This window comes from Collinsella sp. Sow4_D11, assembly GCF_052116465.1.
GTDB lineage: Bacteria > Actinomycetota > Coriobacteriia > Coriobacteriales > Coriobacteriaceae > Collinsella.
On record NZ_JBQKLA010000022.1, the window covers coordinates 1 to 24,489 of the forward strand.

The 24,489-nt window shown below is 57.1% G+C and carries 23 protein-coding genes; 14 read left to right on the top strand and 9 right to left on the bottom strand.

The window, feature by feature from the left end; all coding sequences use genetic code 11:
* Positions 1-304 precede the first annotated feature (304 nt).
* Entirely contained in the window at positions 305-1,129 is an 825-nt protein-coding gene (locus ACTQ40_RS08580) for a PfkB family carbohydrate kinase (RefSeq protein ID WP_441563892.1), read from the top strand.
* Positions 1,122-1,451, top strand: coding sequence for a TIGR04076 family protein (locus ACTQ40_RS08585; protein WP_441017131.1), 330 nt, complete (start codon positions 1,122-1,124; stop codon positions 1,449-1,451). The genes ACTQ40_RS08580 and ACTQ40_RS08585 overlap by 8 nt, the downstream gene beginning before the upstream one ends.
* A 170-nt stretch (positions 1,452-1,621) precedes the next feature.
* Here ACTQ40_RS08585 and ACTQ40_RS08590 read toward each other — a convergent pair whose 3' ends face one another.
* The 9 genes from ACTQ40_RS08590 to ACTQ40_RS08630 all read right to left on the bottom strand — a co-directional run bounded on the left by ACTQ40_RS08590 (position 1,622) and on the right by ACTQ40_RS08630 (position 10,795).
* Entirely contained in the window at positions 1,622-2,068 is a 447-nt protein-coding gene (locus ACTQ40_RS08590) for a low molecular weight protein-tyrosine-phosphatase (RefSeq protein WP_117743459.1), read from the bottom strand.
* A gap of 161 nt (positions 2,069-2,229) precedes the next feature.
* Entirely contained in the window at positions 2,230-3,435 is a 1,206-nt protein-coding gene (locus ACTQ40_RS08595; RefSeq protein WP_441563894.1) for a tyrosine-type recombinase/integrase, read from the bottom strand.
* A gap of 72 nt (positions 3,436-3,507) precedes the next feature.
* Positions 3,508-4,113 carry a hypothetical protein gene (locus ACTQ40_RS08600; RefSeq protein ID WP_441563896.1) on the bottom strand — a complete coding sequence of 202 codons (606 nt, stop codon included), beginning with the start codon at positions 4,111-4,113 and terminating at the stop codon, positions 3,508-3,510.
* Between the two features lie 63 nt (positions 4,114-4,176).
* Positions 4,177-4,698, bottom strand: coding sequence for a Rep family protein (locus tag ACTQ40_RS08605; protein ID WP_117743461.1), 522 nt, complete (start codon positions 4,696-4,698; stop codon positions 4,177-4,179).
* A 169-nt stretch (positions 4,699-4,867) separates the two neighbouring features.
* On the bottom strand, positions 4,868-5,812 hold the full coding sequence (locus ACTQ40_RS08610) for a hypothetical protein (protein WP_441031981.1): 945 nt from the start codon (positions 5,810-5,812) through the stop codon (positions 4,868-4,870).
* A gap of 447 nt (positions 5,813-6,259) precedes the next feature.
* Positions 6,260-6,475 (bottom strand): hypothetical protein, encoded by a 216-nt coding sequence (locus tag ACTQ40_RS08615; RefSeq protein WP_117743463.1) that lies wholly within the window; start codon positions 6,473-6,475, stop codon positions 6,260-6,262.
* A gap of 154 nt (positions 6,476-6,629) precedes the next feature.
* Complete coding sequence (locus ACTQ40_RS08620; RefSeq protein WP_117734898.1) at positions 6,630-6,953, bottom strand: hypothetical protein; 324 nt, start codon at positions 6,951-6,953, stop codon at positions 6,630-6,632.
* A gap of 361 nt (positions 6,954-7,314) precedes the next feature.
* Positions 7,315-8,853, bottom strand: a complete 1,539-nt coding sequence (locus tag ACTQ40_RS08625; RefSeq protein ID WP_441016970.1) for an ATP-binding cassette domain-containing protein — start codon at positions 8,851-8,853, stop codon at positions 7,315-7,317.
* Between the two features lie 1,192 nt (positions 8,854-10,045).
* Entirely contained in the window at positions 10,046-10,795 is a 750-nt protein-coding gene (locus ACTQ40_RS08630) for a MurR/RpiR family transcriptional regulator (protein WP_117757480.1), read from the bottom strand.
* 298 nt (positions 10,796-11,093) lie between these two features.
* On the opposite strand from ACTQ40_RS08630, the gene ACTQ40_RS08635 reads away from it, so the two are divergent.
* The 12 genes from ACTQ40_RS08635 (at position 11,094) to prfA (ending at position 24,235) form a co-directional block, all read left to right on the top strand.
* Positions 11,094-12,419 carry a 6-phospho-alpha-glucosidase gene (locus ACTQ40_RS08635; protein WP_441545531.1) on the top strand — a complete coding sequence of 442 codons (1,326 nt, stop codon included), beginning with the start codon at positions 11,094-11,096 and terminating at the stop codon, positions 12,417-12,419.
* Positions 12,420-12,501: 82 nt separating this feature from the next.
* Positions 12,502-14,064 carry a PTS transporter subunit EIIC gene (locus ACTQ40_RS08640; RefSeq protein ID WP_441545532.1) on the top strand — a complete coding sequence of 521 codons (1,563 nt, stop codon included), beginning with the start codon at positions 12,502-12,504 and terminating at the stop codon, positions 14,062-14,064.
* Between the two features lie 138 nt (positions 14,065-14,202).
* Complete coding sequence (locus ACTQ40_RS08645; protein ID WP_441563898.1) at positions 14,203-14,499, top strand: anion permease; 297 nt, start codon at positions 14,203-14,205, stop codon at positions 14,497-14,499.
* On the top strand, positions 14,496-14,681 hold the full coding sequence (locus ACTQ40_RS08650) for a hypothetical protein (protein WP_441041440.1): 186 nt from the start codon (positions 14,496-14,498) through the stop codon (positions 14,679-14,681). The genes ACTQ40_RS08645 and ACTQ40_RS08650 overlap by 4 nt, the downstream gene beginning before the upstream one ends.
* Positions 14,682-14,819: 138 nt before the next feature.
* Positions 14,820-16,136 carry an ATP-binding protein gene (locus ACTQ40_RS08655; RefSeq protein ID WP_441538255.1) on the top strand — a complete coding sequence of 439 codons (1,317 nt, stop codon included), beginning with the start codon at positions 14,820-14,822 and terminating at the stop codon, positions 16,134-16,136.
* Between the two features lie 125 nt (positions 16,137-16,261).
* Positions 16,262-17,128, top strand: coding sequence for a hypothetical protein (locus tag ACTQ40_RS08660; RefSeq protein WP_441563900.1), 867 nt, complete (start codon positions 16,262-16,264; stop codon positions 17,126-17,128).
* Positions 17,129-17,242: 114 nt separating this feature from the next.
* Positions 17,243-18,136, top strand: coding sequence for an aldose 1-epimerase family protein (locus ACTQ40_RS08665; protein ID WP_441538257.1), 894 nt, complete (start codon positions 17,243-17,245; stop codon positions 18,134-18,136).
* 339 nt (positions 18,137-18,475) lie between these two features.
* Positions 18,476-19,402, top strand: coding sequence for a transporter substrate-binding domain-containing protein (locus ACTQ40_RS08670; protein ID WP_441041446.1), 927 nt, complete (start codon positions 18,476-18,478; stop codon positions 19,400-19,402).
* A 9-nt stretch (positions 19,403-19,411) separates the two neighbouring features.
* Positions 19,412-20,560, top strand: a complete 1,149-nt coding sequence (locus ACTQ40_RS08675) for an amino acid ABC transporter permease (RefSeq protein WP_441563901.1) — start codon at positions 19,412-19,414, stop codon at positions 20,558-20,560.
* 22 nt (positions 20,561-20,582) lie between these two features.
* Entirely contained in the window at positions 20,583-21,368 is a 786-nt protein-coding gene (locus ACTQ40_RS08680; RefSeq protein WP_154518360.1) for an amino acid ABC transporter ATP-binding protein, read from the top strand.
* 72 nt (positions 21,369-21,440) lie between these two features.
* Positions 21,441-22,868 (top strand): M20/M25/M40 family metallo-hydrolase, encoded by a 1,428-nt coding sequence (locus tag ACTQ40_RS08685; RefSeq protein WP_441016994.1) that lies wholly within the window; start codon positions 21,441-21,443, stop codon positions 22,866-22,868.
* Between the two features lie 299 nt (positions 22,869-23,167).
* Positions 23,168-24,235, top strand: a complete 1,068-nt coding sequence (prfA, locus tag ACTQ40_RS08690) for a peptide chain release factor 1 (RefSeq protein ID WP_154518366.1) — start codon at positions 23,168-23,170, stop codon at positions 24,233-24,235.
* The last annotated feature ends 254 nt before the right edge of the window (positions 24,236-24,489 follow it).

The window sequence follows — 24,489 nt, forward strand, 5'->3', positions numbered from 1 at the left end:
GCTGCGCCTATGGCACTTCAACATCATTGTCGCAGCCCCGACCCGCGGTCACGAGCGGGGGCTCCTATCTTTTTAGTGCCCTCGGATTGGGTCATAGTGTCTGTCCGTCCTCAACCTGTGATTCCGCCACGGTCCGTTTCGGTGCATGTAATCCCTTGGGGACGGAGGAAAAGGGATCATTTTCCGAAACCTTTCCGCAACAATGTAGCCTCCACGGCGCCGGCGCCCGCCTGCCGTGCTCCCTGCGCTACACTTAGTCGCACTGTGGCGCCGTTGCGCCGCGCCCGATCCAAGGGGGACACTCATGAAGAACACTCAGCTGTTGCTGATCAACGATATGTGCGGCTACGGCAAGGTCGCGCTTTCCGCCATGCTGCCGGTGCTGTCGCACATGGGTTACCGTATCCACAATCTGCCGACGGCACTTGTGTCCGATACGCTCAACTATCCCAAGTTCTACATCCACGACACCACGGAGTACGTGCGTCAGAGTCTTGCCGTCTGGGAAGAACTCGGCTTTGAGTTCGACGCCATCTCGACCGGCTTTATCGTGACCGAGGAAGAGACGCGCATTATCTCGGACTTTTGCCACCGCCGTGCGCAAAAGGGCACCAAGGTGTTCGTCGACCCCATCATGGGCGACAACGGCAAGCTCTATGCGGGCGTGCCCGAGTCCACGATTGGCCTTATGCGGCACCTGCTGGAGTGCGCAGACTACGCGGTGCCCAACTATACCGAGGCGTGCCTGCTTGCCGATAGGCCTATTGCCGAGCAAATTACGCCCGAAGAGGCCCGCGCCCTTGTGGACGCCGTGCGCGAGCTGGGTGCCAAGTCGGTGGTCATTACGAGCACCGTGGTCAATGGCACGAACGCGGTTATCGGTTACGACCATGTGGCGGGGGAGTACTTTACGATTCCCTTTGAGCTCATTCCGGTCTATTTCCCGGGCACGGGCGATACGTTCTCGGCAGTGCTCGTCGGCCGCGTTATGGCAGGTTGGAGTCTGCAGCGCGCGACGTCCGATGCCATGCGTGTGGTGGCCGAGCTTATCGAGCGCAATGCCGACCAAGAGGACAAGTCGGCCGGTCTTCCCATCGAGGCCTGCCTGGATGTGATCGACCATGAGTAGCGCCAGCGAAAGCGGCCCCGAGCCCGCGAGCGAGGGCAAGTTGCTCGGCGCGCCACGCGGCAAGCGCCCACGTATCCGCATTAGCTGCGTGGACCAGCTGGGCACGTGCCGCTGCCACCATGGCCACACGCCCGGCGACGTCTTCGACTTCGACCGCGATCGCGGCAAGATGTGCTCCATGGCCTGCCATGTGGGCTTTCCCTATATCGACATCCTGCGCTACGGCGGAACCGTGCCCGGCAACGAGCCCGGTACGGCAAAGTTCTGCTGCCCCGAGGTCGATACGTTGAACGTCTGGCTCGCCGAGATCGTCGACGAGTAATCGAGCGTGGATTTTCTCCCACCAAGATAATGAGCGTGGATAATCTCCCGTTTAGAGCGCCGTTTTGCGTTCAAAGTGGGAGATTATCCACGCTCAATTTGTATGCGGGAGATTATCCACGCTCATTTTATGCCGATGGCGTGGCTCACGCATCCGCGCCGCCCGGGCGCCTACAGTTGCTCGAGCATGGCCGTGCAGCCGGCGAGCACATCGCGGTAGGTGGCATCGAAGTTGCCGGTGTACCAGGGATCGGCGACGTCGCCGGGGCGATCGGTCCAATCCAGCAGCCGCGAAATCTTGCCGTCGGCATCGTCGCCGAAGATGCGACGCAGGCCGCGCGCGTTCTCGGCATCCATATAGACGATGTGGTCCCAGTCACCATACTCCGCGCGACGAACCTGGCGCGCGCGGTGCGCAACGACGGGAATCCCGACCTCGCGCAGCTTGGCGACGGTGCCATGATGCGGAGGGTTGCCAATCTCCTCGGTCGAGGTCGCGGCAGAATCAATGACGAACTCCGCCTCGCGCCCAGCACGGCGCACCAGCTCGGCAAACACCGACTCAGCCATCGTCGAGCGACAGATGTTCCCATGACAGACAAATAGGATTTTGCGCATTGGCTAAAACCTCTCGAATATCAGAGTTTTCGCAGATAATCGCACTGCTTTTTGATCCCTCGTCAAGGACAGAATATCAAATTGATTCATAAATGAGCGGATTATTCTTCTTTCCAGCGTCGTAAGAATTGTCGTAAAGAACGAGGGTTTACGACTTGTTGTCACAATGTTGACCGTCCTTTGCATCCAATTTTCAGCATATCCTCTCTGACGTCGTCGAAATCAAGATGGGTGTATGTGTTAAAAGTCACGTTGATGTCGGAGTGGCCCATGATGCATTTTAGCTTCGCAGGGTTCATTCCCCTGCGTGCCATCTTCGAGCAGAAGGTATGTCGGCAGACATGTGGTGTGATTTTGGGAAGCTCATCCTTGTAGATGCGATTATGTTTCTCTATCGCGTGGTGGAAGTACTTCTCCCAGTGCAGGGCAACACGCGGCATCTCGTTTTTATCAAGAAACAGAAAACCGCTAACACCGTCAACGACCGGCTCACTCGAAGGCTTTAGACGTTGCGCAAGGATACTCCTGAAACACTCTGTCACGGCTTGAGTCATGGGAACATAGCGGATCCCGCTCTCCGTCTTGGGACGTTCGATGTAGTATCGCATGTTGCTGGTCCGCTGAAGTTGCTTGTTTACCCGAATGCTTCCGTTTTTGAAATCAAGGTCTTCGACGGTAAGACCGCAGAATTCAGAAATGCGCAGGCCCGTATTTAGAAGGATGTAGATGGCGTCACGATAGCGGTGAAAGTGTTCATCGCCCTCCACGAAAGCAAGAAATCTGCGTTCTTGGTTAGTGGCCAAGGCCTTGCGTGTAACCATGTCGTTTGTCAGTATCGTTGCGAGCTCGAAATAGAAGGGATTTCGGCGAATCAGGCTGTTCTCCTCTGCCAGTTGAAACGCCGGTCTCAGAACACCACGGATGCTATGGATTGTGCTATAGCGCTTGCCGTGGTTTTTTTGCAGGTTGATGAGCCATTCCTTGGCATCAAGGGAGGTGACACCGCATATTCGTCGCGAGCCGAATTCATCTGTAGCAAGAAAATTGAGGATCGTCTTGTAGGCGGCTCGAGTGGATTGTTTCACGGCAGTCTTTGTTTCAGTGTAACGAGATGCGAGTTCGTAGACTGTCATATTGTTCGGCGCGACCTTATCAAGCAGATCGCGCTGGATCTCATGCTCCAACGCGCGCAAGCACGGACTGGCTTTCTTCCCCTTCGGAGTTAGATCATGAGTTGTCAAGGTCCACGAGTAGACGCTCCGCGTTTTACCTCTTGCATCCACATACTTGAAGCAGTAACGGCCGTTTTTTCTCTGGCTTTCCCCGCGTCTGAGGATTCGCCCTTTGCTGTCTTTTCTCACAGTCACTAGCAGGCTCCTTCCTGTTCAGAAAAGAGCCCCGATGCGATATTTCAAGATTATCGCACGGGGCCCGATTGGTTAAGCTGTCAAGTGCGAAACGGTGTCGAGAAGCTCTTTATAAAGAGCGTTGGCGCAGGACGAGGGGGCGAGTCCTCGCGCATAACTCGAATATGGGTTTGTACGAGAGGAACCTTCGACCGGCCAGTATCCGTCGAGATCGTGCCTAAACTCAGAGAGACAGATCTCCCTCGTCTGCATCTCCGCAACGACGGAGAGGCGCCTCTCAAGTTGACCAAATCCGTCGACATCGTATTGCGGACGATAAGTCGCGGATCGGCGCATCTGTTCTCCATAGAATTCCAAGGGGCTGTAGGGCGTCGTGACGATTACGAGATCGGCGGCTATCGCTTTGTCGGAATATCGGGACGGTGCCATCACCTCATGCTCCATCGCATAGGGATCCGTGATGCGAAGCAGGTCGGCGTAGGGGATGGATGAGGGACGAAGTTCGTCAAGAATCACCGTGTGCTTGCCCTCATACCCCTGAAAGATGTCTCTCGTAGATCCAGAGACGAAGAACGGTTCGCCCTTCCGCTTCGCATAGAGCTTTGCGAGGGTGGACTTCCCCGTTCCAGCAGGCCCGAAGATCCAAACTGATTCCACCCTTCTTTCGCCCTTGAGCATCAACCCCCGCCATTCCCGGGCCTGAACCTGAAGGCGGCGTGCATAAACGTCTTCGATCTGACGCTATGTCCGGGCATATTCGGATCCGGAGAGCTGAGAGATCAAGGACTCCTTGTCGATACGACCTTCGAGAAGGTCATCGAGAAGGACTTTGATGCTGCTATGGGACCTCGTTCGAGCAACGCGCGACTCAATAGAAGCAAGTAGCGCTGGGTAATCGAAATTGGAGCGCACGATTTTGGGGTCGTACTGATGCTTGGATCGTGCGCCATCCGTTCTGTGGCACAGGTAGGAAAAACCGTTTTCCACACCTGCCTTCCAAGCCTCGATGCGCTCAGGTTTATCTCCAAGGAGCTTCGCGATGCTATTGAGCGAGCGCGGATTCTGGAACTCCATCATCACGTGAAGATGCGCGGCTGCCGGACGTCCCGCGTCCGTCGTGTCGCTGTCGTGCACGATGCCCGCATAGCGCTTCGGGGCGAGTGTTTCGATTCTTCGGTACATTTCGTCCACAAGACGGGGCAGGTGATCGAGCTGCTGCTCGTACATCATCGCGCGGGTCTTCATGGGCAGAGAATTGGTCATGGTTCCGAGTCCTTTCTCGTAAATGAGCTATTTCGGGACGATTTTGGAACGCGCCCGAGGGTGCGCCTTGGGATAACAAGCTCCCCAAGGCGCATAAATGAGCAGAATTTCAAGTAATGGAACAATCGACGGGGTCCGCTTTTGCTGCGCGAAGCGGACCCCGCGGTGGTTATTCTCTGAAGTACAGGTCAAGGAGCCGCCCAAGCTCGCGGTACACGGGGAAGTCCATGATCGGAAAATGCACAAAGCCGATGCGGTCGTGCGCCCCGTCCGTACTGCTGAACCAAGCGTCGCCCGGGGAGAAGGTGCGAGGTGCACCGAGGTCGAGCAGGCGTTCCGCGCCCCATATGAGCCGCGCCTCGGGAAGCGTCGGCTTGAAGAGGACGCGGGTGCTGCACGCCGAGCGCAGCATCGACGGCAAGCCCCCCTCCTCAACAGACGCCTCGGCGATCGAGATGATGGCGTAGCAGCCCGCGCTCGCCCCCATCGTTACGATGCGCTTCACCAGCCCATCAAACGTCGCGAGGCAGTAATCGGGGTCCTCCTTGCTCGCGCGCTTGGGAAACAGCGTGCGGAGTGCCACGTACTCATCCATGAAGAGAAGCGAAACGTGAAGCCTCGCATCCCACCAGTGCACGGCGTCTCCCGTCTCTGTCGACCTGTCGTTGAGGAAGCTCTGTCGCTCTTTGATGCTGTCGGCGAACCGTGATAACGCAGACAGGATTGCGCGAGCGTCCCTGTCAGCATTCAGTGAAACCACGCGAGGAAGTCGGGAGGGCTCGGCCTGCTTGGGGTCTATGATGAGGACTTGCGATCCGTGTCCGTCAGGACCAGCCAACAGGGCTTGGAGCAAGAGGGCGATCACGCCCGTGGTCTTTCCAGCGATGAGCATGGAACCGGAGGTGCGGAGGTCGATGCTCGTGCCGTTTTGAACGCGGAATTCGTAGGCGTTCGCCGGGCACAAATCCTCGACACGCGATGCCTTGATCTCTCGATGCAACGTCACATCTTCAAGGAAGAAGGTCACTTGATTGCATGCGACGTCTGCTTCGGCAAGTACGACGGCGTAGCGGGAGAACCTTCCGCGAAGTCGGGAGCTAATGCTAGGTCCCATCTTCGATATTTCTTCTGCCGTTGAGGATGAGGTTGAGATGGCGAGCTCGAACTGTCCAGGAGCCGTCTCTTTGCAAGAGATGTCGGGAAGAAGCTCGCCTTCTCGCAGGTGTAGAGGATTCCCGTAACGTGGATCAAAGAGCCCCTTCCTAATGCGTGCATGCAACCGTGTTGATTCAGATAGCATGACGTAATGTGTGATCCCTCCCGCAAACAACATGGTCCCAGCGAGGCTAAGAGTGGCCGCTGCGGAGGTAAGGTTGCCGCCAAACGCCATCACCGTACTGGGCTCTATGGCGATGGGCGCAAGAATGGTGTTCACGAATAGCCCGATGCAATAAACGCACGCGGCGACCGCAAATAAAGCGACCCCCAGCACACAAAGCTTTGCGCTGGGGGTCGAATACACGATCGCCGGTGCGCCACTGGAGTAACGCACCACAATCACCTAGCCCTTCGCGGGGATGACGGTAATGCCGTCCGCCGTGATGGACAACTGGTTGCGATAATCACCGTAAACCTTTGCGACCACGCCGGTGGGAATGACGTGCTGATTGACGGGAATCTCGATATCGTTCGAAACCTTGATGGAAAGCTTCTCGAAACGATTGCTGACCACCTCGCCTTCGTTTTGGTGATACTGCGTGTTATCGGTTGTGATCACCACGTCGATCTTGGTGCCGCGATGCTCTTTGGTGTTTTAATCAACCCATTTACCACCTCCGACACAAAGGAAACGCTTGCCTTTCGCAAAAGCTTCCCAATCGAACTTCATAAACTGATTCAATTTCCTCATACTCGAACTCCTCTCAATCCAATTATTTGCTGACTCCGCGTTGCGGCTCGCCGTGGACATCGAGATAGAGGCGCAGGACGTTGCGCAAGATCTCCTCGACATTTCTTGTTGCGGCATGAAGATCATCGTCCCCAAACATTGCCCCATGGAGCTTCGTGTGGGCACAAAGAATCTGGCGATACATGACGCGAGAGAACATCTCTTCGGCCTTCAGGGCATGTCGAACAGCTCGTTCAGAACAAGTCGGCATGCTCGCCGAAGACTCCTTTATAGACGACATTGCCGTACTGGTTGTTGAGATGGAGCCGCATTCAAACGGTCCGCGCATGATCTTCGGTCGGGTCATACACACCTCTTTCCTAAAATTGGATATTACCGACGATTCGTCAACCGTCATCGAGCACTCGGTGAGCACATCATGCCATAAGCTTCTGAGCTGGGATTATTTCGCAAGGACCTGTCGTTCTCGACGTCCTCTGATGAGAAGAAGTGGGGCGTAATGATGACAAAGTATTCAATCACGGAACAAACACAATTTAATAATCACCCAGATGGGGCAAATATGGACATCCAGATATTGAATCGTCGGTATCGTTGGTGTCGCTGAGCCTTCAGGCTGAGGGGGATGGGCCATTTGCGCTGAGTTGCTTGCAAAACGGGGGAGGGGATATCAGAAGAAGGCGGCTTGCAGAAGACATGCCTGAGCGCTAGAGGAGGGGCTGACCAATAGTGTGCTCCTCTTCTGGGGCCAAATCCAAGCGGAGGGGGCATGAGGCCGAGAGGAACTGCTCGTCATGGCTCACCAAAACAAGCGCGCCGGGAAAGGCGGAAAGCGCTCGCTCGAGTGCCTCCACCGAGTGCAGGTCCAGGTGATTCGTGGGTTCGTCCATGACGATGATTTCGGGGGCATCTAGTATACCGCGGGCGAGCATGAGCTTCCGCAGCTCCCCCGGGCTGATGTTCTCGCCGGACAATATTCGTTCGGGATCCGAATTGAGTTGCGCAACGATCGAAAGCAGGGCTCCACGTTCGGCTTGGGGCAGGTCCTTGATTTCCGAGAGGAATTCAATTGAGGATGAATCGTCGACTTCCTGAGGGATATACAGCGTGCGAATGTCCAATCCCGTGGCCTTGCGGCCTTCCAATATCTCCAGGATATGCTTGACCAGTGTTGTTTTCCCCGCTCCGTTGGGGCCGCTTATGCCCAGATGATCGGTATTTCCCAGATAAATCTCGGGAACCCGCAAAGATTGCCTCGGGCCGCACGGTATGCGATCTGAGCTGACGTGAATCAGTGTTTTGCGCGGGCTGGGTTGCGCTTCCATCCACAAGGTGCTTTCGTAGCGCTTTTCGACATGGTGGGCGTCGACGGCGGCTTGCGCGCGCTGGATTCGGGAGTCCATGCGCGAAGCGAGCTTGCCCGCAACGCCGTCTCTGCCAGTGAGAATGGCGAGTTTGATTCGTGCTTTCGCGTCGTGATCCTTCGGATCGACATGACGGGCGCTTCTCTTGGATGCGGACCGTGAGGCGTTTTCAACGCGCCTGATATACTCAGCCTTCATGCGCTTTTCTTCGGATCGCGCAATCGATTTGGCCCGCGCCGCGCTTTCGCGCTCCAGATTCGCCTGCGAGCGAGCTTGGGAGTAGTTGCCGGGGCGCATGGTGACGTGCCCCGACTCAAAGCACAGGCAGTCATTTGCCAAGGAGTCGAGCAACGCACGGTCGTGCGAGACGAGGAGGCCAATACCCTTGTACTCGGCGAGTGCTTTGCAAATCTGCCTTCTGCATTCTGCGTCCACATGGTTAGTCGGTTCATCCATTGCCAGAAGATCGGGATTCTGCCAAAGCGCGACGGCTATTTGAATTTTCTTCTGCTCGCCACCGGAGAGCTCGGAAAAACGCCAGAGCATATCATCGGTGATGCGGAGCATCCTTCTGAGGTGCGTGGTCGCCGGGGCGAAGTCGCACGCAAAATCGAAGAGCATGGGCGGTTCGACTCCGGCTTCTTGCGCGCAATATGCGGAGACGAGACGCGGTGAAACGACGCCGCGATCTGGAATCAGAAGTCCGCACGCAATGCGGACGAAAGTTGATTTCCCGCACCCGTTGTCTCCGACGATGCCGTGCCAGCCGGGGGCAAATGTCGCCGACACGTTGTCGAGTGCGGGCATTGCGCTGCCAGGATATGCATAAGTAATATGGGAAAGAACGAGGGTGGTGGAGCTGTTCAAATTGGTTCTTGACATTGTGCCTCCTCGGCATGGGAGGCCGCGTTTTGCCGCATATGCTCTGATTGGCTCGTTCCGACCAACGTGAACGCCCGTCGACTCGAGTCAAGCTGAAAGAAAATGAGTCGACGGCAATGCTCGCAAAGGTAGTGTTTAGGATATACGAGGATCAGTGAAAAGACGATACGACAAATGTGCAGCCAGATTTATTCTTGGATAGATGGCAATTTGCAAATTGGCGTCGATATGTATCGTCTACAGCTTCACGAATCCTTTTCCTTTCCGGGGCGCTGGCTTGGCATATGGGCCTGCGCTGAATTCTTCCGTAGAGTCTAACAAAGCAATAATGCGGACGCAAGGAGGCGTTGCGTCTGAAAGCACGCCATTGCGTTGGACGCTTGAAGGGGTTTGCAAGTCGATTGAAAGAATACTAGTGCATCCGCTTCTTGTAACTAGCATGCGATGGTGGGCGTCGTTGTTAGCGCCGGGCGATTTTAGCCGCTAATAGTCAACCGATTTTGACCAATCCCGGTCACCGAATAATGGCCACCGTGCCTCCCCGCCGCCACTACGCTGGTGGCGCCAACACGCCGCCCTCGACAGGCTGCTCGACAAGGCGTCGGTGTTCGTGATGCGGGGCCCGAGCTACCGCGGCAGGGGGCTCGACACGTACTCGGTGGAGGCCGTCCCCCAGGCGGTGAAGGTGAGGGGGATCCAGCCCGAGGGGATGTAGGAATGCGATAGGAAAGTCATAGATGCGGGCGTGTTGGCCAAAATGGGTCGGCCGGGATTGGTCAATCTCGGCCGACTATATTTGGCTAAATTTTTCCGACACTAACATCGTGAATGTTGAGCGAGGTCATCGACTTGATTTTTCTGGTGTTTGAGATATTAGCTTTCGCGATTTACCCTCCAAATTGCAGAGGTTTGAGACGACCGGAAAGGAATGCTTATGCTCGATTCTCCGTTCTTCAGCTACTGGGGAAAGGCGAAAGGAGTTGCTTTTCTCCATCACGGCAATATCGCATCGGGGCTCAAAGTCGTAAAAACGTCGTAAGGTACGCGATATGGTTCGCCGGGATCCTAACTAGCTAGGCATTTTTCTGAATCTGCAGATGTTCCCATGACAGATAAACAGTACGCGTTGCATAGGGCGATACCTTTCATATAGAAGGCTGCTAAAGAGTCGAAGCCGGGCGCATACCAAGTTTTATTTCTTGGCCAGTTTGAAGTAGCGCTCAAATATCAATTCGAAAACGTAATAGAACATCAATCGACTGTCGAGGTCCATGCTGCCCAAGCGGATTTCTTTTTGCACGGTGTAGATAGGGTAGTCGGCTAGTTTCGAGAGGGAATTTCGAGAAAAGCCGGTGAGCGTGACAACCTTGCATCCGCGCGTTTTGGCTATCGATGTGGCGTCAATAGACACCTGCGTCTCGCCGCTTACGGAAACGCTGAAGACCAGGTCGTTTTTGCCGAGGAGTTCTGCGTAATGCCTCATGACGTGGCGTTCACTGAGCGTGTCGGTATTCTTGCCCATTATTTTGAGCTTTTCAGCCATCTCGAGGCACGGGTATTTCGAAAAGCCCGAGCAGAAGAAGACGATATGCGAGGCGTCCTGGATAAGACTCACAACCGAATCGATGACCCGGTCGTTAAGCAGATCTTTGGTCTGTACGAGCTGGGTATCAAGAGGAAGTGCCTCGATAGTGAATCGATTGCGATCGAGCGAGGCGGAATACGATTGTTTGAGCTCCGTAAACCCCGAGAAGCCAAGTTTATGGGCAAGCCTGACGATTGTATTGGGAGCGACGAAGAACCGTTCGGCAACGCTCTTAAGCGTGACATCGTCAATATCATCACGCAGCTCGATGATGTAGCGCATGATCTCGCTTTCGAGATCGTTGAGCTTGCTCTCGCCAGCTCGCACATGATCATAAAAAGATTCTTGATCTTTCATAAGATGTTTCAGCCCCTCGCACCTCGCCGTACATATGGTACCGCTTTGTGTAGCCAGGTGAGAAATCGGTAATCGGTCAAGATTGCCTATTGCCCATGAACTGGGCAAACGCGCGTGTCTGCCTACACATATCTGTGTCGTGAGCGAAATCATGTGTCCCCGTTTCGCATTGGCCCACACGGGGACTTGCAAACGACCTTATGTCGCAAAATACCAATCGAAACGAAGCAAGCCGAGGACAGCCGCGGAGCCCAAGGTCTTCGAGAACACCGATCAGCCAACCCTGGAGGGACGGAACATGAAGGATAAGCTCAATATTGTGATCGTTGGCGGCGGCTCCACGTGGTGCCCTGGCATTCTTAAAGCCCTGACCAAGCACATGGACATTCTGCCGCTGAACCGCGTGATGCTCTATGACATCGATGCCGAGCGCCAGCGTCCGATCGGCGAGTTTGGCAAGATCCTCTTCGCCGAGGAGGAGCCCGGTGTGGAGTTTGGTTACACCACCGATAAGGACGAGGCTTACACCGACGTCGACTTTGTGCTCTGCCAGATTCGTACCGGCGGCTACGAGATGCGTAGCAAGGACGAGAAGATTCCGCTGCATATGGGAATCATCGGCCAGGAAACGGTGGGCCCTGGCGGCATGGCTTACGGTATGCGCTCCATGAATGACATGGTTGAGATCGTCAACGACGTTCGCGCCCATAGCCCGGAGGCGTGGATTATCAATTACACCAATCCGGCTGCTATTGTGGCATATGGTCTCGAGCGCGTTCTGCCCGATGAGCATCGCGTTCTCAACATCTGCGACCAGCCTGTCAACCTCATGCGCTCTTACGGTCGCCTGCTCGGTCGCGATATGAGCAAGACGGAGCCCGTGTACTTTGGCCTCAATCACTTTGGTTGGTTCAAGCACATCTACGATGAAGAGGGCCATGACCTCGTCCCGCAGATTAAGGAGTACACGAAGAAGAACGGCTTCCTTCCTGCCGATGCCGAGCAGCGTGACCAGTCCTGGCTTGATACCTACGCCATGGTCAAGGACATGCTCGAGGACTTCCCCGACTATCTGCCCAACACTTATCTGCAGTACTATCTGTATCCCGAGTACAAGGTCGCTCACCTCGACCCCGACTACACTCGCTCCGACGAGGTTATCAACGGTCGCGAGAAGCGCGTGTTCGCCGAGTGCGAGCGTGTTGCCAAAGTCGGCACCGCAAAGAACTCCTCGGTTGTGCAGAACGATGCTCATGGCGATATGATCGTGGAAATCACCTCGGCCATTTATCGCAACACCAATAAGACCTTCATTGTCATCGTGCCCAACAACGGCATTATCGAGGGTATGCCCGATGACGCCATGGTCGAGGTCGCGGCAAGCGTGGGCGCCAATGGCCCGCAGCCCTATGCTGTTGGCAAGATTGGCACCTTCTATCGCGGTCTTATGGAGAACCAGTACGCCTATGAGCGCCTGACTGTTGAGGCTTGGATGGAGGGTTCCTACGAGAAGGCCCTGCAGGCACTCACGCTTAATCGTCTGGTCGGTGACGCAAAGAAGGCGCGTAAGGTGCTCGATAAGCTCATCGAGGCCAATAAGGATTACTGGCCGGAGCTTAAGTAGCTAGTTCCATAGCGTTTGATAACTGTTATGGGGCGTGTGGGTTGTAGAACTGCACGCCCCGTTTCTTTAAGAGGGGTATCCCATGAACAAAGATGAGCTGCTGGCAAAGTTCCAGCGCCTGGGCAAAGTCCTCATGACGCCTGTCCTGATCCTGCCAATCGCCGGCATCCTTCAGGGCTTTGGCAATGCCTTTACCAGCCCCACCCTTACGGCAGCTGTTCCCTGGCTTGCTGCTCCGGGCTTTGCGATTTTCTTTTCGATTCTTAAGGCCGCAGCCGGCATCGTTATGAGCAACATCCCGGTTATCTTCTCGATTTGTCTCGCCTATGGCTTCGCCAAGTCCGAGAAGGCTACCGCGGCGCTTTGTGGCTTTTTGGGCTACATGTGCATGAACTCCGTGATGGGCACGTTCCTTACGGCGACTGGCGTTATCGATCCCGCCAATCTTACGACGGGCCAGAGCACGATCCTCGGTATCACCACGCTCGACACGGGCGTTATCGGCGGTCTTCTGGTGGGTGCAATCGTCGCATGGCTGCATAACCGTTACTACAAGATTGAGCTGCCTGCCGTGTTCTCCATCTTCAACGGCACACGCTTTATCCCGGCGGTAACGCTGCTCTCATGCAGTGTCCTCGCATTGGTCATGTCCTTTGTTTTCCCGTTTATCCAGAACGCTCTCGGCGCGCTGTCCGAGTTCATCAAGACTACGGGTGCCTTTGGTGCATTTGTCTACGGCTCTGGCGAGCGCATGCTCCTGCCTTTTGGTCTGCATCACTTTGTCTATTTACCGTTCTTCTTCACGTCGCTCGGTGGCGTCGAGACCATCGACGGCCAGACCGTTCAGGGCGCTATCAATATCTACAACGCGATCCTGGGCTCTCCTAGCACGCCGTTTAACATCGAGGTCAGCCGTTTTGTCATGAACGGTAAGGTTATCTTCGCCATGTTCGGCCTGCCCGGTGCTGCACTCGCCTTCTACAAGACGGCGCTTCCCAAGAACAAGAAGAAGACCGCAGCGCTCATGATTGCCATCGTGGTGCCTTGCATCCTCTCCGGCATTACCGAGCCGCTCGAGTACTCCTTCCTGTTTATCGCGCCCATCCTCTACGTGTTCCACGCTCTCATGGCTGGTCTTGCCTATGCGCTGACCTATATCCTGCAGTTCAACGTGGCCGGCTCCGCATCCTTTGGCGGCCCGCTCTTGTCGTTGATCTTTAACGGCATTATGGGTGCAGCCAAGGGCTCCAACTGGCAGGTTATCCTGTTCCTCGGCCCCATCTACTTCGTGGTGTACTACTTCGTCTTCAAGTTCATCATTCTTAAGAAGGATTTAAAGACCCCTGGCCGTGAGGAAGAGTCTGGCGATGAGGCCGAAAAGGCTCCCAAGACCGTGATCAGCGACCTCATTCCCGCCATCGTTGAGGCAGTGGGCGGCGACAACAACATTAAGTCTGTCGAGGCCTGCTTCACCCGTCTGCGCATCCAGCTCAATGACTGTGACAAGGTGGTTGATGACGCCGAGTTTACCGAAAAGCTCGAAGCGCGCGGCATCGTGCATGTTAACGGCGGCGTGCAGATTGTCTACGGCAACATGGCATCTAACTACGCAACCCAGATGCGCGAGCTGCTGGGTATGGAGTAAACGCCCCACATATCTATAAAATCCTGTATAAAAGGCGGCGGCAGACAATGTCTGCCGCCGCCTTTGAGTTGCCCCACGCGCATTTCGTGTATTTGAAATACAAGAAATCGTAGGCTGCTCGTTCTGTTCAAGGTGTGCGTGGACGACACGGGCGCCGCGAGCATCTCGGCGACGGTCGCCTCCACGTTTGGCTCGTGGACCAAGGCCACCATGTGGCTCGTCATCGGCGCCTACCTCATTGCCAGCGCGGTCAAGGAGTCGGGCCTGGGCGAGCGCATCGCCTATGCGTTCATGCTCAAGTTCGTGCGCGACGCCAAGTCGCTCATCATCTCGATCTTCGCGCTCACCTTTGTGCTGTCGCTGCTGATCCCGCATCCGTTCCCCCGCGCCTTCCTCATCCTCGCCGTCGTCTCGGTTATCGCCGAGTCCGCATGAGCCGCTGGGGCATGCCGTACGAGCCCGAGGGCATTCGTGCCATCGTGGCCTGCATGGACAGACACGCGCTCCAGCCCATCGGCAATGCCTTTGACTTTTGCTACTTGTACACCACGAGCTACGACGAGTCTCACCAAGAGGACTTCTGCTGCATCCAAATCCCCGTCGCCCTCCAGATGTGACAAAGGGACAGTCCGTTTGTCACATTCCATACCTTAGAAACTTGCAAATTCTTCAAGTTTCTAAGGTAACATCTTATAAACTTGCAAAAAATGCAAGTTTATAAGATTTCATGTCTGGTCGGGCGCTAGGGAGACTCTATGGATATCGTTCGCCGAAGCCGTTATCTTGATCGACTCATTGCTTTTCAGGATACCGACCTCATCAAAATCGTGACGGGCATACGCCGTTGTGGCAAATCAACGTTATTGGACATGATGAGGGACTATCTGGCGCAACAGGGGGTGCCAGCCGAGCGTTTGCTGACCTTTAAGATGGAATCTCTAGAGTACGCGGGAATTACGGATTATCTGACGTTTTATCGTATGGTTCGGGAGCGCATCGACGGCATCGATCATCCCTACCTGTTCTTTGACGAGCTCCAGAATGTCGAAGGTTGGGAAAAGGCGGTCAACTCGCTCCGAGTGGATTTGCCGTGCGATATCTATGTCACGGGCTCCAATGCCTTTTTGCTATCGAGCGAGCTCGCAACGCTTATCTCGGGCCGATATGTCGAGGTCAAGATGCAGCCTCTCACGTTTGGCGAATATCTTGATTTTCGCTCGATTGATGCGGTCGCCGCTGAAGGGCTTGGTGAGAGGGTCGAACTTGTTTCCAAGACGGGCGATCGCCTTAATTCAAATACCGTGCTTGAGCAGTACATAACCTATGGCGGCATGCCGTTTCTGGCCCATGATGAGCCGAGACGTGAGCTGTGTCGCGACTATATCCGTAGCCTCTACCAGACGATCGTCGCGCGCGATATCCTGTCGCGTGTGACGCGTAGGGGTCGCGGAGCTATCACCAAGCGCGATGTTCTCGAGCGGCTCTGTGCGTATCTGGCAGACAACATCTCCAACCAAACCTCGGTCAACAAAATCGTAGGGACGCTCAACGAATCAGCGGGCGGTAAGACCAACGCATCGACGGTGTCGGCATATATTGACGCTCTGGAAGAGACGTACCTGTTTACCAAAGTAAAAAGGTATGACATCAAGGGGCGGAAGCTTCTTAAGACAGGCGGTAAATATTACATAGCTGATACGGGAATTCGCAGCTATCTTGACGGATATAGAGGTAGCGATAGCGGAAGGATGCTCGAGAACGTTATCTACAACCAGCTTGTCTTTGAAGGATACGAAGTGTTTTGCGGCCATCTACGCGCGGGGGAAATCGACTTTGTCGCAATCGGCGAGGGATCAGACCGCAAATATATCCAGGTTACTGAACGGATCGATGCCGAGGCGACGAGGGAACGCGAGCTGCGACCGCTCAAGCTAAGCACGCTAGGAAAAATCCCTGATTCGTATGAGAAGATCCTGATTGTCAGGGATGGCGACCATCCAACGGACATCGATGGCATCAGAATCGTGGGGGCAGTCGACTTCTTGTTGAGAAATAAGATTACCCGCGGCTAAACGTAAACAGATCCGTTTCGATGCGACAAAGGAGCAGTCCTTTTCGCATTCCGTGCGAGCCCTCGTGTCGTCTGGGGGTATAAGGCTAGCAAGTGTTTATTTGCGAGGCCTAAGGGGCGCCCCGTATGGATATCGATAACTTTGAATGGTGGTATAGCGAGGGCGAGGTTCCGGACGAGGAGTGGGACGAGCCCGCGCCGCATGACGTGTCGAGCGACGAGGACGAGAGCGGCAACGACACCGTCGAGACGGATGCCGCTTCCGACTCGGCCGAACCCCTAACCTTTGAACAGGCCTGGGCCCAGGCTGAGGCCGACGAGGCAAAGGCCGATGCTACGGCCACACTGGGTGAGCCGGCCGACATGTCTATCTCGCCGGCAAAGACCCCGCAGCCGCGTCACACTATCGACCCCGACAGCACGGCATCCTTTAGCATTCTCGACGTGCCCGCGCAAGGCGCTCAGGCGCCTGCGCCCACGCATCGCCCCGATCTGGCTCGCGAGGAAGGCGCGGGCCGGCGCTCTCCGCTCGGCCCCATCCTCATCGCCTTCATGGCCGGCGTTATCGCCTGCTCGGCAATCGGCAGCGTTTGGAGCCATGTTGAGCAGCAGCGCCAACACGCCGCCAAGGTCGAGATCTCCGTCGAACAATCGCTCAACCGTACGCGCTCGGTGCATGTGTCGGTCGAGGTCAAGGACGGCGCGACGTGGGATACCGCGCGCGGCGACAGCCAGATGCTCATCCATATCGTGGGCCGTACGCTCAAGGGACAAGCGATCGACGAGCACCAATACGTCAATTCCGAAGGTGACGGTATCGAGCTCAAGCCCGGCGACTACGAACTTACGGTCGATGAGCCACCTGTCGCCACCGACGGCACGCGTTTTCGTGCCTCGAAAAGAATGGTTCCCGCGAGCTTTAACTCGCGGGCGCCCGATACGGTCGACACCACCTCGCAGGGCGGGTTTGACCTTTACGTGGATACCCAGTAGGCGCTCGCCGCCCATTTCCGCTATGGCTACTCAATAATCGCCTGCCGTCCCGTCCCGCCGCCAAGAGTGGGACAATAGTCCTCGACACTATTGTTTACTTTTGGAGGAAGTAGCATGTCTACCGTCACTACCATCAGGCGCGGCGGCCTCACCGCGGCCATCGATTCCATGGGCGCCCAGCTCACGAGCCTTGCCCTCAACGGCAACGAGTATCTGTGGCAGGGCGATCCCGCTTTTTGGGGCAAGCATGCGCCCATCCTGTTCCCCATTGTGGGCTCGCTGCGCAACAACACGGCGACGTCTGCGGCCGGCAGCTGCGAGATGGCGCGCCACGGCATCGCGCGTATCGTGGAGCACAAGATCGTCGAGGTGTCGGAGGACGGTTCGTCCGTCACCTACGAGATTACCGATACGCCCGAGTCGCTCAAGGCCTTCCCGTTCCACTTTAAGCTCAACATGACCTATGCCCTGACTGGCGACGCCACTCTTACGCAGACCTTTGCCGTCACCAACACCGGCGACGTGGACCTGCCGTTTTCGGTGGGCGGCCACCCCGCATTTAACGTGCCCGTTCCCGGTGCCGAGGACGAGGCGTTCGAGGATTACGAGCTGGCGTTTACCGAGGCTTGGACTAACGAGGCCCCCATCATCACGCCCGATGGCCTTATGACGTTCGAGGGAAGCTACAAGGCTCCCGATAACTCGGACGTGCTGCCCATCACACACCGTAGCTTCGACAACGACGCCATCATGTTCACCGATACCCCGGGCTCCACGCTCACGCTGCGCAGTCGCAAGTCGGGCCACGGCGTCAAGATTGACTTTGAGGGCTTTAAGTACATTGGCGTGTGGTCTGCCGCCAACGACGCCCCGTTCGTGGCGCTCGAGCCTTGGACCGGACATACCACCATGGACACCGAGGACGACGTCTTCGAGCACAAGGTCAACACCATCACCTTGGCTCCCGGCGCCACCGACAAGCGCGCCTTCGAGGTTACGCTGCTCTAGAGGTTCCGCCGTTCTAACGAACGGCGGACCGGTCGACGCTGCGCGCCACCCAGAGCGACAATTTGTCATTCAAAAGGCAAGGCATGACCAGAAGGTCTATGCCTTGCCTTTTTCATGCCAACTTGTTCGCTCTGGGTGGCGCTCGCTGGCATTGCCGAATCATCGACGTCCCCAACGACTGTCCCCGATGACCACTTGTTTGACCAGTCGTTTAAGAACGTCCCCAACGGCTACCAATCGTTTTCAGTTTGTTAATTTGTATATATGCATCTGCTGTGGGTAACGCTGAGCGGTATCCTGTTAAGTCATTAGCATACGATTCAACAGGGAAGTCAGATTATGCATTCTCCCCATCAGCGCGACGTGCATCCACAGCCGGTGTGCAGCCGTCGCATCTTCTTGGGTAGCGCTCTTGCCGCGAGCGCTTCCGTCGTCGCCGGCGCGCTCGCCGGCTGTCAGCGCCCGTCCACGCTCAAGGTGGTTCAGCCCACGACGGGCGGCGGTCGCGACGACCTGTCCGATTCCGTGATCGGCAAGGATAAGATCCGCATCGGCATGGAGGCGGCCTACGCCCCGTACAACTGGCAGGTTTCCGAAGCCAGTGAGTACACCATCCCCATCGACAACGTACAAGGCGCCTATGCCGATGGCTACGACGTGCAGATCGCCAAGATCGTCTGCAAGGCCCTCGGTGGCGAGCCCGTTGCCGTCAAGCAGAGCTTCTCGGGCCTTATCGATTCGCTCAACAACGGCCAGATCGACCTCATCATCGCCGGTATGAGCGCCACGCCCGAGCGTGAGGAGTCGGTCGGCTTCTCCGACCCGTACTTTATTGGCTACTTTGGCCTGTTCGTAAAAGAGGGTTCCCCCTACCAAAACGCCACCAAGCTCAGTGACTTCAGCGGCGCCACGGTGCTCGGCCAAAAGGACACCATGCTCGATACCGTCATCGACGAGATCCCGGGCGTCGTTCACAAAAACCCGGTCGACTCCGTCCCCACGGTGTTCTCGAACCTGCTGCAGGGCACCTGCGACGCCGTGACGTACAACACCGAAAACGAAAAGGGCTACATGGCCCAAAATCCCGGTATCGTCCCCATTCATTTTGCCGAGGGCGAGGGCTTTAAGCAGGAGGTCGCGGCAAACGTTGGCTGCCGCAAGGGCTCGGACAAGCTGCTTAAGCTCATCGACAAGACGCTCAAGGGCGTCAGCCAGGAGGAGCGCGACCAGATGTGGGACGCGTGCCTCGACCGTCAGCCGGCATAGGGAGGCAGCATGAAAGCCATCAATCGTCTGGTCTCCTTTATCAAAGCCGACCATCGTTATGTGTACCTGGGCACGAGCGTCATCGCGGCGCTCGGACTGGCGTTTAGCCAGCGCAACCCCACGCCGCTGAGCTTCCTGGCCCCCACGGGCGTGTTCCAAGATTGCCTTTGGACGATCCTGTGGGCGTGGCTCGTCGTGTCGACGGCGGCATTCGTCACCAAGCTTATGCACTGGAGCGACTATCGCGAAAAGTCGCCGTTCGCATCCGAGCGTTTCCGTCGTGCAGCACGCTTGGGCAGCTATGTCGTGGTCGCCATCGCGGTGGTCTTTTTCGTGGATCGCTGCGTCATGTCGTTTATCGACTTGGTGCAGGTGAGCATTGTCTCGGATTCCAACCCCAGCGACTTTTTGTCGAGCCTGGTCTATATGACCTACAAGAGCGGCGACTTCTTTATCCGCGGCATCGAGATTACCATCGCACTTGCGACCTTCGGTACCGTTATCGCCTTTTTCCTGGCACTGCTCTTTGTGTTTTTGCGCATTCAGACCTTCGATCGCGTGGACAACGACCTGGTGCGCTTCTTTAAGAGCATCGGCCGCGGCTTTACGACCGTCTACTCCACCATCGTGCGCGGCACGCCCATGATGGTCCAGGGCCTGCTCATCTATTACGCGGGCTTCACCGTTTTGCGCGGCATGGGCTTCGAGACCGCCCAGGCTAACCAGATTTGGAGTACCTTCACCGCCGGCCTCGTCACCATCTCGCTCAACTCCACCGCCTACATGATGGAGGTCCTGCGCGGCGGCATCGAGTCCATCGATCCCGGTCAGGCCGAGGCGGCGCGCTCGCTGGGTCTGTCGCAGTGGCAGGCTATGCGTAAAGTCGTGTTTCCCCAGGGCATTAAAAACGCGATTCCGGCGCTCACCAACGAGCTCATCATCAACATCAAGGACTCGTCGGTGCTCTCGGTCATCGGCGTGTTCGACCTCATGTACGCCACAACCACCGTCGCCGGCGTGTACTACCGCCAGATGGAGGTCTACTGCGTGGCACTCGTGGTCTACCTAATCCTGACGCTCGTGGCGAGCCGCCTGCTCGAGGCCTTTGGCAAAAAGCTCGGCGCCGAGGCCCCGGCCACGCTGCCCAGCTCCAACTAGGCTCAAGACGAGGAGAATCATCATGGCAGATACCGCCACTACCGGCGCTGCGGCCGCCGCACAGACCAATGAGCCGCTCATCCGCGTCGAGGGCCTGCACAAGAGCTTCGGCTCGCTCGAGGTGCTCAAGGGCATCGACCTGTCCGTTAACCCCGGCGAGGTCGTTACCATTATCGGCGCTTCGGGTTCGGGCAAATCGACCTTTCTGCGCTGCCTCAACCTGCTCGAGACCCCGGACGCGGGCCATATCTGGTTCCATGGCCAGGACCTCACGGCCGAGCGCTGCAACATTAACAAGCTGCGTGAGGACATCGGCATGGTGTTCCAGGGCTTCAACCTGTTTAACAACATGGACGTGCTCGATAACTGCACGCTTGCGCCCGTCACGCTCAAAAAGATGAGCAAGGCCGAGGCCGAAAAGGTCGCTCTGGAGCATCTGACGAGCGTGGGACTCGAAAAGTTCGCGCACGCCGCCGTGGGTCGCCTGTCCGGTGGCCAAAAGCAGCGCGTGGCCATCGCTCGTGCCCTATGCATGAATCCGCAGATCATGCTGTTCGACGAGCCGACCTCCGCACTCGACCCCGAGATCGTGGGAGAGGTGCTCGAGGTCATGCGCAAGCTCGCTGCCGACGGCATGACCATGGTCGTCGTCACGCACGAGATGGCCTTTGCCCGCACCGTGTCCGATCGCGTGGTCTTTATGGACAAGGGCGTGGTCCTCGAGGACGCCGCGCCGGCGGAGCTCTTTGGCAACCCCAAGCACCAGCGTACCCGCGAGTTCCTCTCGCGCTATCTCGAGGACAAATAACCAACCGCAAATGTTTGCATGGCAGGGCCGTTCCGGTGGGGCGGCCCTCGTCATCACAATCGAAAGGATGCCATGGCCGAGGTTTGGCGCTTCTTTGCGCATGAGGATGATTTTGCCGATTTGGACGAAGTTGGCGCGTGCGAGCGCCTGGGGCGCGTGCTGTCGTTTCCGACCGTTTCGAGTATGGATGCCGAGGCGGTGAACTGGCAGCCGTTCGATGACCTGCGCGCCTATATGCAGCAGGCGTGGCCACATGTGTTCGCGGCGGGCGAGGTCGAACTCATCGACCACTCGCTGCTGGTGACACTTGGCGGTTCCGACCCTGCCCTCAAGCCCGTTATGCTCATGGGCCACATGGACGTGGTTCCCGTGGTGCCCGGCACCGAGGCCGACTGGACGCATGCCCCCTTTAGCGGTCACGTGGACGACACCTACATTTGGGGTCGCGGCGCTATCGACATGAAAGACCAGGTTGCAGGTATTCTCGAGGCGGTTGAGTATGCGTTGGTGCACGGCTGGGAGCACGAGCGGACGCTGCTGCTCGCCTTTGGACAGGACGAGGAGACCACGCAGTATGGAGCGGGGGCCATCGGCCGCGTGCTCGAGGAGCGCGGCGTTGAACTTGAATACCTGATCGACGAGGGTGACTACCGTATTGTTTCGGCTGCCGAGTACGGCGCGGGCGAGGGCTGGCTTATGCATGCCGACCTTGCCGAGAAGGGCTATGCCGATATCGTGCTCAAGACGAAGAGCGAAGGCGGACATTCGTCCAACCCCTACGGCGGCACATCGCTCGAGGTATTGAGCCGCGCTATCGCCGCAATCTGCGATATCGAGTGGCCGACGCGCGTGACCGATCTGCTTGCCGCGCAGCTTGTCGAGTTGGGGCTCTACACGGCGGATGAGATTGCCGCCAACGGAGGCGTCATTGTTCGCGACTGCCTTGCCAGCAACAAGCTCTATCCGCTCGTGACCACTACCTGTGCGCCCACGCAGATTGAGGGCGGCAGCACTGGCGCCAACGTGATGCCGCAGGATATGTGGGCCAATATTAACTTCCGCATGCTCGAGGGCACGGGCGTGGCTGATGTTGTTGACCGTTGCCGCGAGGCCGTTGCCGCTGCGGGCCTTACCGGGCGCGTGGAGGTCGAACTTGGCCCCGGCAGCTCAGAACCTTCGCCGTCCCCACGTGTTGGCGGACCGGGGCTCGAGGCCGTTCGCACTATTGCCGCCCGCTACTTTCGTGATCAAAAGGGGGCGGAGGAAAACGTACCGAATGCGGCGGGCGGGGCTGCTGTCGGCATTGTGCCCTCAACTGTGATCGGTGCCACCGATGCGGCTAACTATCAGCGTATTTGCTCTGAATGCATTCGCTTTTCGGCGTTTGTGGTCGACGATGACGAGTGCGATCGCGGTGTCCACGGCACCAACGAGCGCATTACCCGCCGTGCCTACCTCCAAGGTGTCCACTTTTTCATCGCTCTGCTTCAAACGCTCTAGAATGTGACAAAGCGACAGTCCCTTTGTTAGCCGTTGTAGTCGTTGGGGACGTTCTTAAACGACTCGTCGTTAAGGAACGTCCCCAACGACTACGTCCACTCATTCCGTGCGGGTTATATGCAGGTTTGCCTGCGCACGCTATCATATATGGGTTAGACCGCAACTATGTACCCTATACGCGAAGGGATGCGCATGTATCTGAAAATCGACATGTTCTAGCTGGGCTTACCCCGCAACGGCGCCATGCGCCCCATCAATTCCGCCGATTTTCACCTTCACGCATATAAAGGAGTTCCGCCATGCGCGACAAGCTCGAAAAGATCATCAAGGCCTACGAGGAGCTCGAGAAGAAGCTTTCCGACCCGGCCGTCGCCTCCGACATCAAGGAGTTCACGCGTCTCAACAAGGAGTACGCGCACCAGTCCGACCTCATTGCCGCTGCGCGCGAGTACATCGGCGCGCTCGACGACATCGAGGCTGCCAAAGAAATGCTCCGTGACACTACCGATGCCGACGAGAAGGAGATGCTCCAGATGGACATCTCCGAGAACGAGGACAAGCTTCCCCAGCTCGAGGAAGACATCAAGTACATGCTCATCCCGAGTGACCCCAATGACGACAAGAACACCATCGTCGAGATCCGCTCCGCCGCAGGTGGCGACGAGGCGGCCATTTTCGCCGGTGACCTGTACAAGATGTACCAACGCTTCTGCGAGTCGCGTGGCTGGAAGACCACCGTGCTCGACTCCAGCCCCAGCGAGGCCGGCGGTTTTAAGTCCATCGAGTTCAAGGTCGAGGGCGACCGTGTCTACTCCGTCATGAAGTTTGAGTCCGGCGTGCACCGTGTCCAGCGCGTTCCCAAGACCGAGTCCCAGGGCCGCATCCAGACCTCCACGGCAACTGTCGCCGTGCTTCCCGAGGCCGAGGAGATCGACGTTCAGATCAACCAGTCCGACCTGCGCATCGATACCTACTGTGCCTCCGGTCCTGGCGGTCAGTGCGTTAACACCACCTACTCCGCCGTGCGCATTACCCACCTGCCCACCAATACCGTGGTGCAGTCGCAGGAGCAGCGTTCCCAGATTCAAAACCGCGAGGTCTGCATGCAGATGCTGCGTGCCCGTCTGTACGAGATGGAACTCGAGAAGCAGCAGGCCGAGCTCGGCGCCGAGCGCCAGAGCCAGATTGGCCACGGAAACCGTTCCGAGAAGATCCGTACTTACAACCAGCCCCAGGACCGCGTGACCGACCACCGTATCGGTTTCAACTCCACCTACAACGGCGTCCTTCTGGGCGACCAACTCGGTGCCGTCATCGAGGCGCTTGCCGCCGCCGAGCGTGCCGAGAAGCTGGCACAGGCCGTGTAGTAGGTTCCGCCGTTCTACCGAACGGCGGACCGGCCGACGCTGCGCGCCGCCCAGGGCGACAATTTGTCATTCAAAAGGCAAGGCATGACCAGAAGGTCTATGCCTTGCCTTTTTCATGCCAGCTTATTCGCCCTGGACGGCGCTCGCTCATATGACCCAATCCGCTGTCAAGAGCCACAATGGCCCCGCCGACCGCTTGCAATCGGTCGGCGGGGCCTGCCGTTGAACCCGTCCCGGTCCGCCCCCGGCATGTC